The organism is Paraburkholderia sp. IMGN_8, from assembly GCF_038050405.1.
GTDB lineage: Bacteria > Pseudomonadota > Gammaproteobacteria > Burkholderiales > Burkholderiaceae > Paraburkholderia.
In genome coordinates this window covers 727,766-741,906 of record NZ_CP150901.1, presented here as the reverse complement: position 1 = coordinate 741,906, position 14,141 = coordinate 727,766, and the positions used below count along the sequence as shown (strand labels likewise).

Below are 14,141 nucleotides of genomic sequence, written 5' to 3'. Positions count from 1 at the left end.
GTCACGAACGCGGCCGGATTTTTCAAACGGGGAATACCGTGTTTTACTTTCTTGCGATTCCTGTAATTGTCATCTTTCTGGTCAAAGCCCACTTTGGACTATTGATCGGACTGCTCTGCGGCGTGGGGACACTGGTCGCCGAATACGTGCTCGTCTCCTCGCTCGGCGCAAGAGCGATGCGCCAGCAAGCCGCTGTTGCGGCAACCGGCCCGGCTGCGAGCACGGAGCCGTCGGCGGACACCCTCGCGCTGGCGGCATCGCTCGCCACACCGGCCGCGCCGGCCACCGTCGACACTAGCGTGCGGGCATGGCAGCCGACCGACCGCTACCTGCCGGTCGACGAATTACCTTATCCGATTGGCTGCCGTTCCTTCGATGACCGCGACAACGAGCAATTGCTGCCCGGCTATATCGGCGAGGCGGCCTGCGTCGAACGCGTCTGGTTTGCGCGGAGCGACGCCACGCGCGAACCCAACGTCCCGGCTCGTTTGCATAAGCAGTTGTATGAGGGTTTCAAGGATGCAATCGGCTCGTATCTGAACATCGAGGTCGGCGAGGACGGCACAGCGGCCGCGATGGTCAGCCTCGATGAACTGCTGACGGCTCCCACCTTCGCGCACTTCAAGAACGGCTCGCGCGCGCTGCTGACCGCGGCGTTCCGCTCGCGCGACGCGGTGTGGGGCGGACTGCGCCACGACAGCGAGAGCTTTCGCTTCCCGCTCGGCCATCTGGTCGGCATCCGTTTCATGGTGTGGGTGCCCGCGCGAGGCGGTGGCGGCTATACGGTCGATCTCGTCTTCGACCTGCCGCGCAAGCCGTCGGCGCTCAAAGTGTCTTCTACGTATAACTCGTTTTCCACCGGCTTCAACCTCGACTTGCCTTACTCCGAACTGAACTCGTTCTCACTGCTGTACGCCCTCACCGATATCGCGCTGCTGTTCGACATACGCGTGCGATGCGACTCGGCGATGGATGTATAAGACGCAAACGCAGACGCAAACACGCCCCAAGCAGGCCGCAAAGATTGCGGCTTCCGGCACCGGAGTGTCGTCGCGCAGCCATCACGACGACGCTCACCCAACACTTCCCCACCCCGTCTTTTCCCGAAGCGTTCCCACCATCGCGTGCGCGCGCTTGAGCCACCATCGCCGCCGTCACGCGCAGAAGCCCATCGCTGCAGCTTTTGCGCGGCATGCAGCGCAAACGCGGGTTTACCTATGTTTGACTTAAGAAAACAGGCCCGTTTACTGGACGCAAACAAAGCCTTTTCAGAACGGTTTATTTTGCTTTGGTTGGCTGAATAGTGTTCCGAAGAGTGTCCTATTGTGTCTGGAGGTGTGCCATGGTGAGTGTGTCCAGCAATGCCATTGAAGAATTAAAGTCCGCGACGCGGGGCCAGCTATTGCTGCCCCAGGACGCTGGTTTCAACGAAGCGCGCAGCATCTGGAACGCGATGATCGACCGGCATCCGGCGATGATTCTGCGCTGTGCCGGCGTGGCCGACGTCCGCCGCGGCGTGGCGTTCGCGCGCGACAACGACCTACCGCTGGCGGTGCGCGGCGGCGGCCATAACATCGCCGGCAGCGCGCTTTGCGATGACGGCCTCGTGATCGACCTGTCGCCGATGAAATCGGTGCGCATCGATCCGCTGGCACGGCGCGCGTATGTCGAGCCGGGCGCGACGCTCGGCGATGTCGACCATGAAGCGCAAGCATTCGGGCTCGCCACCCCGCTCGGCATCAACTCGACTACCGGCGTGGCGGGGCTCACGCTCGGCGGCGGATTCGGCTGGCTGAGCCGCAAATACGGCATGTCGGTGGACAATCTGGTTTCGGCGGATGTGGTGACCGCCGACGGCGAATTGCGTCACGCGAGCGCCGACTCGCACGAAGATCTGTTCTGGGCGATTCGCGGCGGCGGCGGCAATTTCGGCGTCGTCACGTTATTCGAGTTCGCACTGCATCCGGTGGGACCGCTGGTGTACGGCGGCCTCGTCGTACTACCCCTCGATCAGGCGAAGAACGCCCTCATCCAATACCGCACTGCCGCGGAAGACATGCCGGAGGACCTGAGCGCATGGGCCGTTCTACGGCTGGCGCCGCCGCTGCCGTTCCTGCCGCCTGAAGTGCACGGCAAGCCGGTGATCGTGTTCGCGATGTGCTACACCGGACCCATTGAAAATGGACCGTCCGCCGTGGAGGCCATACGCGGCTTCGGCACACCGTATGGCGAACATCTCGGCGCGATGCCGTATGCGATGTGGCAAAAAGCGTTCGACCCGTTGCTGGCTCCAGGCGCGCGCAATTACTGGAAGTCGCACAATCTGGCCAGCGTGTCGGACGGTTTGATCGACGCGCTGCTCGATGCCATCGGCAAGCTGCCGTCGACACAATGCGAAATCTTCTTCGGGCAGATCGGCGGCCAGACCGCCCGCGCGCCGGTCGAGGCCACCGCCTATCCGAATCGCGACACGCAATACGTGATGAACGTGCATGGCCGCTGGGACGATGCGAGCGAGGATGAGCGCTGCGTCGCCTGGGCGCGCGCGTTCTTCGACGCGTCCGCGCCGTTTGCGCTGGGCAGCGTCTACGTCAATTTCATGACCGAGGAGGAAGGCGGCCGGGTGGCGGAGGCGTATGGACCGAATTACGAACGCCTCGTCGCGGTGAAGAGCCGCTACGATCCGCACAACCTGTTCCGTCACAATCAGAATATCAAGCCAGCCGTGCAGTAACCGGCAAAGCGGGCGCAAAGCGCTAATGCCGTTCAGTTAACGCTGAACGGCATTTTCATTTGCAGAGCCGAAAGAGGTTGTAAACGGCGCGCCGGGCGCTGAGCGCGGACCAGGAGATGGCGTTGGCGGTCAGGCACGGGAACTGCTGAACCAGAATTGCGTCACATGCCTGATGCCGGACGATCCCGGCGGGGTAAAACAGGACAGCAATCAGCCGGACCTCTTATAACGAACGCATAGGGAGAACATCATGCGCAGACGACAATTCATCACGACCACCAGTGCCGTTCTGGCAACTGCGGGTCTCGGCCTCGCCGGCTGCACGACCACGTCTCCGTCTTCGAGCGCGTCTGCTTCGGCGAACGCGGGCAAGCGCGATACGATCAATGCCGGCGTCGACTCAACCCTCGAGCGGCTCTACGCGAACGTCGACGGCTCGCGTGAACTCGTCGCGAAGGCGCGCGGCGTGCTGGTGTTTCCGTCCGTCATCTCGGCGGGCTTCTGGGTCGGCGCGCAATATGGCGAAGGCGCGTTGCGAGTTGGCGGAAGCACGGCGGGGTACTACAGCACTGTCGCGGGCTCGTTTGGTTTGCAGATTGGCGCGCAATCCAAGGCGCTCATTTTTCTCTTCATGACACAGGAAGCGCTCGACAAATTCCTCGGCAGCCAAGGGTGGGCGGCGGGCGCTGATGCGACGGTCGCCGTGTTGAAGGTTGGCGCGAATGGCGCGATCGATACCTCGACCGCTACTGGTCCGGTTGAAGCTTTTGTGCTGACTAATGGTGGGTTGATGGCAGGCGTGTCGCTGGAAGGGACCAAGATTTCACGTCTGATTATTTGATTTTGTTTTTTTGCCTTTGGCGGCGGCATGGGTTGTGTGCCTGCGGTGTTGGCCTTTCCTTGATTTCTTAGTGGTCTATTAGCGTCGCCCCTGTGCGGGGCAGGCACTTACTTTCTTTGCCGCCGCAAAGAAAGTAAGCAAAGAAAGCGGCTCACACCGCTAATGCTAAGCGGGTCCCCTGGCTTGGAGGAGGCAGTGGAGCATCTGGAATCTGTGCCCTCGCACATTCAGCGTTTGTGACAAGGCAGTCATACTTCCGGCGGCGCTGCGCGCGCCGTAGCGGTACTTCCCAACACCGATAGCAGATTGGCGCCTCCGGCATCATTCTTCCCGCCTCGCACTGCGTGGTCGCCGGAACGGTCTGCCAGGGAAACCAGGGACTTTGTTTTGGTTTGGTGGGTGCCATCGGCTTCGCCTCGGCGAGGGGCTGAATGGTGGAAGTGCGGGCCACTTTGACTCGGCGAAGCACCGAAGTTTTGGAGTGCGAGCTACCACTCCGAGTGAGACGCTAGCGCCTCGGTGAAGCATAGGGGACACGAGGGTCAGGCATTTGGAACGCGAGGGCGAGCCACCGCGCCGAACCAGGCGCCGGCGCCCAAACCGCCAGGCGGTTTGATGAAGTACCGCCACGGCGCGCGCAGCGCCGCCGGAAGGATGACTGCCTTGTCACTCCCGCTGAATGTGCGAGAACACCGATTCCAGATGCTCCACTATCCCCTCCAAGCCAGGGGACCCGCTTAAAAATTAGCGGTTTGAGCCGCTTTCTTTTGCCTACTTTTCTTTGCGGCAGGCAAAGAAAAGTAGGTGCCCCCCGCACAGGGGGAACGCTAATAAACCAATATCAAATCAAGGAAAGGCCACCGCCGCAGGCACACAGCTAAAGCGCCGCGCAGGCAAAAAAGCAAAACCTCAAGCTACCGGCAAGGTCAACCCCACAACCTCACATCGACCCCACTGCCGCAAAACATCAGGCGCCAGCAGCAACTTAGCTGCCCTAACCCCTGCCCCCATCACAATCTGTGCACGCTCCATAACAGCAGCATCGACGAGAATGCGCCAATCCTCCGGTAAACCAAAAGCAGTAATCCCCCCAAACTCCATTCCACTATGCTCAACAGCAGCTTCCCGCTTAGCAAACGAAAGCCGCTGCGCGCCAAGCGCAGCCTTCACCGCTCCGTTGATATCCAGACGCAACGACCCCAGCGAGACCAGCGCCGCATAATGCTCGGCGCCCTCCTTCTTATAGCGGATCACGATGGTGTTCGCGCAGTCTTCCAGGCCGAAGCCATAACGTGCGCTGAATTCGGCGGTGTCGGAGGCGTCGTCGCTGACGGCGAACACTGTGACGCCCCGGGCCGGCAACTGCGCGACGACATGCGCGGGCAGATGCGCGCCCAGTTGTTCCGCTGGGATCAGGTCCAGCTGTTGTACGAGTTCGTGTGAGTGCATAGCGACAAGAATGTGAGGGCCCACCGGCATTCTAACGGCACACCTGACTCGCGCGCGTCAACGAAACCCGCATGCCGCCTTGTTATAGTGACAGGCACAAGGTTTGCAAAAGGCCCCGATGCAAAGGCTGCTTCGAAGCCGCCTCAACGGCGCAACGCCGCATCCGGCGCCAGTACCCCACTGAGAAGACGACCATGGACATGGACACGCTTTCCGTCGACAACCTCCAGATGGTGGCCCGCAAGCAGGCCAACTGGGCAATCGGCGCATTCAAACAGTTTTCCGACGACCGCTGCGCAGCCATGGCCGCCAGCATCGCGTTCTACGCAGCCTTCTCGCTAGCGCCGACGCTGGTGATGGTGATTGCCGTGGCCGGCTGGTTCTTCGGCGCGCAAGCCGCGCGCGGCGAACTGTTCGACCACATTCATGGCCTGCTCGGCGATCAGGCCGCCGCCGGCGTGCAAACCATCGTCGAGAACGCGCATCACAGCGGCAATGCAGGCGGCGTCGCAGCGATCATTTCGTTCACGATGCTGGCCATTGGCGCATCAGCCACCTTCTCGTCGCTCAACAGCGCACTCAATATAGTGTGGCCCAACACCGGGCCGCGCTCGTCGAGCGTGATCGCGATGGTCCGGGTCCGGCTGATTTCGTTCGGTCTCGTACTGGGCGTCGCGTTCCTGCTGATCGTCTCGCTGGTGCTCGATACGGTCATCACGTTCATCGGCAAATGGCTCTGGGGCGACTCTCCGTATGTCGTGATCGGCAACCTGCTGCAACTCGGGGTCGGTTTGTTGGTGCTGGTGTTCGCGTTTGCCGGCTTGCTGAAGTTCTTGCCCGATACCCGGGTGCAGTGGCGCGATGCGTTTGTCGGCGGGATCGTTGCGGCCGTGCTGTTCTCGACGGGTAAGAAGCTGTTCGCCTTGTATATCGCTCATGCGGGGATGGCGAGCGCGTTCGGCGCGGCCGGCTCGCTCGCGGTGCTGTTGATGTGGCTGTACTTCTCGGCAGCCGTGCTGCTGCTCGGCGCGGAATTCTCGGCGGCGCGCGGCCGCCTGCACGACCCGCGCGGCGGATGGGGCATGCAGGACAATCCGCCCCCGGGCAGCCGCGCGAAGCTTGCTTCGGTGCTGGCCGCGTCGACGGTATCGGCGGATGCGGTGCCACACGCGAACGAGCGCGCGACCAGCGGCACCGGCGTCGCTCCCGTGGCCGGTGCTGCTGCCGCGGCGGGTCCCGCTTCCGCTCGAGGCACGGCTTCCTCGACGGACCAACCACGGCAGAAAGCGTCGGCGCGCACTACGGCAGTCAGGATCGGCCGCGGCGTCGTGCACGCCGAAGCGCAAGCCACCCGCGCCGCGGCCGTCACGCTGGTGGAGGCGAGGCGCAAAGCCGTCGCGGCGGATCGCTATGTCAGGCGGCATCCATGGGGCTCGGTCCTGTTGGCAGCGGCCGCCGGGATTGCCGTCGCCACAGTGGCGCGCCTTGGCGCTGATAACGACGAAAGCGATACATGAGGCGAAAGCCTCATGTCAACGCTGCGAGGCGACATGCGAGCCCCCGAAGATCGCAAACTCATACGATGCTCGTTCGTGGTGCATGCTCACAATCTGAAAGCTCTGTCCAGCGCGTTCGTCAACTGATAAGCATTCCAACTTTTATGCGAACGCTACGGATCTGACACAAAACTTAGACGACTAGGTTACAAAAAACCTTCAAACAAGTGTCTGAATTGCATGCACTGCAACCTTCACTGTCAACAAAACAACAATAATGCTCAGTCAACGAATCAATATTGTCAAAACAGCAACAATCGTTAACGGGCTTTAAATACAAGACCTTGCAGCTTTTGTCACTTTTTGGAGACACTCTTTTTTTTCCTGTTCTTGTCGATAGAAGCGGTGAGCTATTCTCCAATCCGCAACAAAGAAACCAATCATCTGCGTGGAGAAATGGATGAAACGAATCGCACTGTCTACCCTCTCGCTGGCGCTCCTGGGCGTCACTGGCGTGGCACATGCTCAAAGCAGCGTTACCCTGTACGGCTTGATCGATGAATCGATCCAGTACGCTCACAACACCGTCGACAGCAAAGGCCACAACGCCAATCAAGTCGGCCTGGCCGGTGGCAACCTGCAAGGCCCGCGTTTTGGCTTGAAGGGCACGGAAGACCTGGGCGGTGGCCTGAAGGCAATCTTCCAGTTGGAAAACGGCTTTGACGTGAACAACGGCAAGCTGGGTCAAGGCGGCAAGATGTTCGGTCGTCAAGCCTACGTCGGCCTGACGGGCGACCAGTGGGGTACAGTCACGGCCGGTCGTCAGTACGATCCGGTGGTTGACCTGGTTCAACCGCTGACGGCAGACAACTACTTCGGTTCCACCTTCACCACGCCGGGCGACGTCGACAACAACGACAACTCCTCGCGCACGAACAGCGCCATCAAGTACACCTCGCCGGTGTGGGGCGGCCTCCAGTTCGAAGGCATGTACGCATTCGGCGGCGTGGCTGGCCAGACGGGTTCGGGTCAAACGTGGTCGGGCGCTGCAACGTACGCAACGGGTCCGTTCAGCGTTGCTGCAGGCTACTTCCGCGCCGACAACGCGAGCTCGGCGACTGCCCGTGCGGGCTGGGGTGGCACGTCGGACGGTACGTTCAACAATCAGGTCAGCGGCATCTACGCGACAGCCAAGTCGATCGGCATCGCTTCGGTGGCACTGCAGTACGTGACAGGCCCGTTTACGGCTAGCGTGCGCTACAGCAACGCTCAATACAAGCCGGACGCAGCGTCGGGCTTCGGTTCGACGGAGAAGTACAACGTCGGTGGCGCTTACCTGGGTTACCAGGCTACGCCGGCTATGCTGGTGGGCGTGGGCTACATCTACACGAAGGCTAGCGGCGATACGAGCGCAACGTATCACCAGGTTTCGCTTGGCGGCGACTACAACCTGTCGAAGCGCACGGACATCTACCTGGTTGGTGCGTATCAACACGCCAGCGGCAACCAACGCATTGCGGCAGGTTCGGCCGGCGTTGTGACCGCAGGCGCAGCAATCGGTTCGTACGGCTACAACTCGGCTACGAGCTCGCAAGAAATCCTCAGCCTGGGCATCCGCCACAAGTTCTAATCGAGCTTGACGGACTGCTGAAGCAATACGCAGTTGAAAACCAGCCACGGGTGATAAACCTGTGGCTGGTTTTTTTCGTCCGTGATTTGTAGTTCGTAGTTTGGCGCAGCGCAGCCTGCCGGCATGCGCAAGACGTGGACGGACGCATGCTCACGTTCGCATACCGTGACGCGCCCAGGACGATCTCAACAGAGAATAAAAAGGCCGCCAGCGAAGCCTTTAGCAGGCTCGTGACGACCTTGGCGTGACGCTCGCAGTTTAGATAGAAGCCTCGTCCGCCCCGATCTGACGATCCGGCGACCTGACTAACGCCGCTGAACCTTCGCCTTGTCCGACTGCGCCAGCGTCTGCGCCGGCTTCACTTCGAGTTCATGCTCGATGCCGTCGGCGCCTACCGGCGCGCGATGCAGCACCAGCGTGCGCTCGCGCTGCTGCAGCGGCACATCGGGCGACTCCTGCCAGTCCGGATCGGGAATCTCGCCGAACACCTGGCGCAGCCGCTCGCCCCACGTGCGGTGAATCATCTCGAAGTATGCATTGTCGTGATCGATCGAGACGAACCGCGTGACGCGCAGCGAATCCTTCTGGTACACCAGCAGATCGAGCGGCAAACCCACCGACAGATTCGAGCGCAACGTCGAATCCATCGAGATCAGTGCGCACTTGGCGGCTTCGTCGAGCGGTGTGGAAGGCGTCAGCACACGATCGATGATCGGCTTGCCGTACTTGGCCTCGCCTATCTGGAAATATGGATTCACGGCCGACGCTTCGATGAAATTGCCTGCCGAGTAGATCATGAACAGGTGCGGCCGGTTGCCCGCGATCTGCCCACCCAGAATGAAGCTGCAATTGAAGTCGACGCCGAATTCCTGCAACGCCTCAGCCTCACGCTGGTGCACGCGACGCACCGCGCGCCCGATCACGCGCGCCGCGTCGGCCATGGTCGGCGCGGTCCAGAGCGTTGGCTGGGCCGCATCGGCCGGTTCGGTGAGTTCGTGCAGCACTGCTTGCGTCAGCGACAGATTGCCGGCGCCGAGCAGCACGAGCATGCGTTCGCCCGGCATCTCGAACACCGACATCTTGCGCGCCGTGCTGATGTGATCGACGCCCGCGTTGGTGCGTGTGTCCGAGAGGAACACGAGCCCATCGTCGACGGACATCGCTACACAGTAGGTCATAAGAAAAAGTACCCGCAAAAAAACGACATAACGCCGCTATTGTAATGCGGCGCGCGTGCGCCTTTATTGCGTATTAGGGTCTTTGCGGGCCTTTTCTGCAAGCTGTGCGGGCTGACGCGTGTTCGCGCCAACCCTCCCGGACCTCTGAAGCCGTTCTTAGCCGCTATTGCGACTGCTGTGCACTGACCGTCACGGACACCTTCAACTCCTCTTCCAGCCCGCCGATACGCCGGCCGCGCACCGGCGCGGCGGCTTCGTAATCGCGCGCGACGGCGAGCCGGCAGTAGCTTTCGCTGGCAAACGCGGCATGCGTCACGTCGATGGAAATCCAGCCGCGGCCGTCGAGCCACACGTCGACCCATGCATGGCTCGCCCCGTGCGGCACGTCGCCCGGTTCGATGTAGCCGCTCACGTACCGCGCTGGAATGCCGCGCGCCCGGCAGCAGGCCAGCATCAGATGCGCGTGGTCCTGGCACACGCCGTTGCCGAGCGCGAGCGCTTGCGCAGCGGTGCTGGTCACCTCGGTGATGCCCGAGCGGTATTTCACGCGCTGCATGATCTGTTCGGACAGTTCGATCAGGCCGCTCGAGGTCGTCAGGACCGGCACCGATTCGGCCAGTTCACGGACTGCGGCGTCGGCTTCGGTGAGACGCGTCGCACAGGTGAAGTGCTCGAGCGGAATCGGCCCGACGCTGTCGGGCAGGTGACCGTCGATGAGCGGAATCGTGTCCACTTCTCCGGCCACATGCAGACGGATCTCGCTATGCGGCTTGTTGATGACCAGCGTGTGCAGCACGTTGCCGTAAGCGTCGAAGGTAGCGTCGAGCTTGCCGGGCGCATCGATGCTCCAGCGCCGCACCACCTGCGAGGCGCCGCTTGCCGGCGTCAGACGCAGTTGCTGGATCGAATAATGGACAGTCGCTTCGTAGCGATAGGCGGTGTCGTGGCGGATCGTCAGGTACATATAAAAAACTCCGTCAGGCGACTGGCAGCATCAGATAGGTGCGGGCGACCAGATTGCCGAGTTCGAACACGCGTGCAAGGAACTGCGTGAGATAGGCGTGCAGGCCGGTTTCGAAAATCTGCCGGATGTCGGAGTACACCAGCTCGGCGCGCAGCTTGCCGGCGAAGCGTTCGCACTGGTTCGAGCCCTGCGTGCGCAGCATCGCCAGATTCGCGCAGACGCCTTCGAGCGACGCCAGCAGCGAGCGCGGCATCTGCTGGTTCAGGATCATCAGTTCGACCACCCGCGCCGGCGTCACGACATCGCGATACACCTTGCGATAGATTTCGAGCGCCGACACCGAGCTGAGAATCGAGGTCCAGTAGTAGAAATCTTCGAGCTGGCGCGCGGCGTCGCGTGAATTCGGTTCGACGTCGGCAAAACGCACGTCGAGAATCCGCGCGGTGTTGTCGGCCCGTTCGAGGAACGTGCCGAGCTGCGTGAAGAAGAACGCGTCGTCTTGCAGCGCGGTGCCGATCGTCACGCCGCGCGACAGATGCGAGCGGAACTTCACCCACTCGAACAGCGCGCCCGGGTTGCCCGCGGCCTGACCGGACGCGGTGCGCTCGTTGAATTCCAGCCAGGTGTCGTTGATGGTTTCCCACCATTCGGTCGTCAACGTGCCGCGTACCGCGCGGGCGTTTTCGCGCGCGGCCTGCAAACACGAATGAATGCTCGACGGATTGGTCGAATCGGCCACCATGAAATCGAGCACGTTTTCGCGGGTCGGTTCGTCGTAGCGCTGCGCGAACGCGGTTTCGAGCTCGGAGATGCGCAGCACCGAGCGTTGCGCGCGCGCTTCCTGCTCGGGCGTCTGCGGCAACAACTGCGCCTTCAGGTTGATGTCGAGCATGCGGGCGGTGTTCTCCGCGCGCTCCATGTAGCGGGCCATCCAGAAGAGGTGATCGGCGGTGCGGCTTAGCATGACGGCGTTCCGTATCTGATGGCGCGAAGCCTTTGAAAAAGGCTCGCGCTGGTTATCCGTGTGCGCCGGCGGCGTTTGAGGTGCGTCGCCGGCTTGTTGGGTTGCCGGTGCATTGCATGAGCAACACCCTCGGCAAGCCCGTCAGTCGACCATCCAGGTGTCCTTGGTGCCGCCCCCTTGCGACGAATTGACGACTAGCGAGCCTTCCTGCAACGCCACGCGCGTCAGCCCGCCCGCCACCATCGTGACGGTCTTGCCGGACAGCACGAAGGGTCGCAAGTCGATATGGCGCGGCGCGATGCCTGCTTCGACAAAAGTCGGACACGCCGACAACGCCAGCGTCGGCTGCGCGATATAGCCAGCCGGGCGCGCGATCAGGCGTTCGCGGAACGATTCGATTTCGGCTTTCGTCGAGGCCGGTCCCACCAGCATCCCGTAGCCGCCCGCACCGTGCACTTCCTTCACGACGAGCTCGGGCAGATGTGCCAGCGTGTACGCGAGATCGTCGGGCTTGCGGCACTGGTAGGTCGGCACGTTGTTGAGGATCGGCTTTTCGCCGAGGTAGAACTCGATCATCTCCGGCACGTACGGGTAGATCGATTTGTCGTCGGCGATGCCGGTGCCCATCGCATTTGCGAGCGCGACGCGCCCGGCGCGATACGCGGTCAACAGGCCCGGCACGCCGAGCGCCGAATCGTTACGGAATGCGAGCGGATCGAGGAAGTCGTCGTCGACGCGGCGGTAGATCACATCGACGCGCTTCGGCCCCTGCGTGGTACGCATGAACACGTAGTTGTCGTCGACGAACAGATCCTTGCCTTCCACCAGTTCGACGCCCATCTGCTGCGCGAGGAACGTGTGCTCGAAATACGCGGAGTTGTACATGCCCGGCGTGAGCACCACGACAACCGGATCGTCGACGCCTTCGGGCGCCACCGAACGCAACGTATCGAGCAGCAGATCGGGATAGTGCGCGACAGGCGCAATGCGGTTCTGCACGAACAGTTCCGGGAACAGCCGCATCATCATCTTGCGATTTTCCAGCATGTAGGACACACCGGACGGCACCCGCAGGTTGTCTTCGAGCACGTAGAACGCGCCCTCGTCGCCGGCGCGCACCACGTCGACTCCGGCGATATGCGCGTAAACACCGAGCGGCACATTCACGCCCTGCATTTCGGGCCGGTACTGCGCGTTCGTATAGACCTGCTCGGCCGGCACGATCCCGGCGCGCACGATATTGCGCTCGTGATAAACGTCGTGAATGAACAGGTTGAGCGCCTGCACGCGCTGTCGCAAACCCGCTTCCAGCGTCTGCCATTCGCTGCGCGGAATGATGCGCGGAATCAGGTCGAAGGGAATCAACCGCTCGGTACCCGACAAATCGCCGTTTACCGCGAAGGTGATGCCGACCCGGCGGAATAGCAGGTCCGCTTCGGCGCGTTTGCGCGCGATCGCTTCATTACCCTGCTTCACCAACCATCGTTCGAAGCGTGCGTAGTGTGGCCGCACGGCATCGTCGTGATGACGCATCTCGTCATAGCATCGCATGTCACGCCCCGCTCTTGTTGTCGGATAGAAGGCGAATGCGCTGCGCATTCGGTGTTCGACAATCGTTGAAGCAAGCGCTATGCCATTGAGCTTTTTCGCGTGTAAAACGCCGCACATGCACGCGAACGGAGCATCCCGACCGGCATAGCCTCGCTGCCATCGTACTGCGGCGGCCCATGATGCGCTAGTACGGTGCATGTTCGGCACCGCGGCGGCCATCTCAAAATTAGACCCGAACCTGCGCCGCCGCGACACCGAACTCGCACCGAACTCGCATCAGGTTCGCGGCACGTTGACGGCGCGTTTCCGGGCGACTCGCAAAACCACCGGGAACGTGCATAAAAAAATCCCCGCGGATTCGCACCCGCGGGGATTCAGACAACCTGCATTGCCGGTCGGCTCACGCGTTCGCCGCAGTTAAAAACCCGCGGCAACGCATGAAGCGCGATCAGCCTGCTGCTGCGTCTTTCAGCTTCTTCAGCGGACGTGCCTTGATGCGCACGCTAGCCGGCTTGGCCGGGAACCAACGCTCTTCACCCGAGAACGGGTCTTTGCCGAAGCGCTTCTTCTTCGCCGGCACAGCTTGCACGACGATCTTCAGAAGACCCGACAGCGTGAATTCGCCAGCGCCCTTCTTGTGCACGGCGCCGAGGATCGTGTCTTCGAGCGCGGCCAGCACGGCCTTGGCGGTCTTCGGTTCCACAGCAGCGCGTTCAGCGACGTGTGCAGCCAGCGAGGCCTTCGTGAAGGTGTCCTTGATCGGCGACGGTGCGCTGGACGCCTTCACGGCGACCTTCTTAGCTGCGACGGCTTTCTTCGCAGGAACTTTCTTTGCAGCAACCTTCTTGGTCGGTACCGGGGCAGCAGCCTTCTTGGCCACCTTTTTTGCGGAAGTCGGCATGTTTCTCCTACCTGTTGTGGTCAGTGAATTGCACGAAGCGCGCACGGTATGTGCACGCTTCAACGCCGGATTCTACAAGCGCTAATACGATTTGCGCGACTCTTTTGTGCATAACAGCCAAGGTTTGTTGCGCGGCGCAGACTGCGCAACACATTTTGATGCTTGTTTTAGCGGGTATTTCGCGGGTAAGCGCGCTTCGAAGAGCGCTGCAATACGAACACGTAACGCGCGTTACAGCTCGTTTCGATGCGTGGAAACAGGCACTTTCGTATCCATCGGCAGCGCGATCGCAGTCAGTGGCGCGGCAGAAAAAACACGCCCCCTGCAGCGAAAATCTCTGCAAGGGGCGGCGTTCCTTCCTCTGCGACAGAAAATCACCGGGCGTTTTCAGCGCGCGCTCAAGGCCGGCTGACGTGCTTCAGATCGTGCTCGC

11 protein-coding genes are annotated in these 14,141 nt (G+C 61.7%); 5 read left to right on the top strand and 6 right to left on the bottom strand.

Features of this window, described 5'->3' with window-relative positions; translation table 11 throughout:
* The first annotated feature begins 38 nt into the window (after positions 1-38).
* The 3 genes from WN982_RS24590 to WN982_RS24580 all read left to right on the top strand — a co-directional run bounded on the left by WN982_RS24590 (position 39) and on the right by WN982_RS24580 (position 3,575).
* Positions 39-980: a hypothetical protein gene (locus tag WN982_RS24590; RefSeq protein ID WP_341318256.1), complete on the top strand. Its 942-nt coding sequence runs from the start codon at positions 39-41 to the stop codon at positions 978-980.
* Positions 981-1,342: 362 nt separating this feature from the next.
* On the top strand, positions 1,343-2,734 hold the full coding sequence (locus tag WN982_RS24585) for an FAD-binding oxidoreductase (RefSeq protein ID WP_341318255.1): 1,392 nt from the start codon (positions 1,343-1,345) through the stop codon (positions 2,732-2,734).
* 250 nt (positions 2,735-2,984) lie between these two features.
* Positions 2,985-3,575, top strand: coding sequence for a YSC84-related protein (locus WN982_RS24580; protein WP_341318254.1), 591 nt, complete (start codon positions 2,985-2,987; stop codon positions 3,573-3,575).
* A 909-nt stretch (positions 3,576-4,484) separates the two neighbouring features.
* Here the strand turns inward: WN982_RS24580 and WN982_RS24575 are convergent.
* Positions 4,485-5,024: a YbaK/EbsC family protein gene (locus tag WN982_RS24575; protein WP_341318253.1), complete on the bottom strand. Its 540-nt coding sequence runs from the start codon at positions 5,022-5,024 to the stop codon at positions 4,485-4,487.
* 194 nt (positions 5,025-5,218) lie between these two features.
* Here WN982_RS24575 and WN982_RS24570 point away from each other — a divergent pair, with 194 nt between their 5' ends.
* Complete coding sequence (locus tag WN982_RS24570; RefSeq protein WP_341318252.1) at positions 5,219-6,541, top strand: YihY/virulence factor BrkB family protein; 1,323 nt, start codon at positions 5,219-5,221, stop codon at positions 6,539-6,541.
* 439 nt (positions 6,542-6,980) lie between these two features.
* Positions 6,981-8,150, top strand: coding sequence for a porin (locus tag WN982_RS24565; protein WP_341318251.1), 1,170 nt, complete (start codon positions 6,981-6,983; stop codon positions 8,148-8,150).
* A gap of 305 nt (positions 8,151-8,455) precedes the next feature.
* Here the strand turns inward: WN982_RS24565 and WN982_RS24560 are convergent, their stop codons facing one another.
* The 5 genes from WN982_RS24560 to WN982_RS24540 all read right to left on the bottom strand — a co-directional run bounded on the left by WN982_RS24560 (position 8,456) and on the right by WN982_RS24540 (position 13,708).
* Positions 8,456-9,328 carry a proteasome-type protease gene (locus WN982_RS24560; protein WP_341318250.1) on the bottom strand — a complete coding sequence of 291 codons (873 nt, stop codon included), beginning with the start codon at positions 9,326-9,328 and terminating at the stop codon, positions 8,456-8,458.
* 163 nt (positions 9,329-9,491) lie between these two features.
* Complete coding sequence (locus WN982_RS24555) at positions 9,492-10,292, bottom strand: transglutaminase family protein (protein WP_341318249.1); 801 nt, start codon at positions 10,290-10,292, stop codon at positions 9,492-9,494.
* Positions 10,293-10,305: 13 nt separating this feature from the next.
* On the bottom strand, positions 10,306-11,256 hold the full coding sequence (locus WN982_RS24550) for an alpha-E domain-containing protein (RefSeq protein WP_341318248.1): 951 nt from the start codon (positions 11,254-11,256) through the stop codon (positions 10,306-10,308).
* Between the two features lie 141 nt (positions 11,257-11,397).
* Entirely contained in the window at positions 11,398-12,807 is a 1,410-nt protein-coding gene (locus WN982_RS24545) for a circularly permuted type 2 ATP-grasp protein (protein ID WP_341318247.1), read from the bottom strand.
* Positions 12,808-13,255: 448 nt separating this feature from the next.
* Positions 13,256-13,708: an HU family DNA-binding protein gene (locus WN982_RS24540; RefSeq protein ID WP_007177969.1), complete on the bottom strand. Its 453-nt coding sequence runs from the start codon at positions 13,706-13,708 to the stop codon at positions 13,256-13,258.
* Positions 13,709-14,141: the final 433 nt, after the last annotated feature.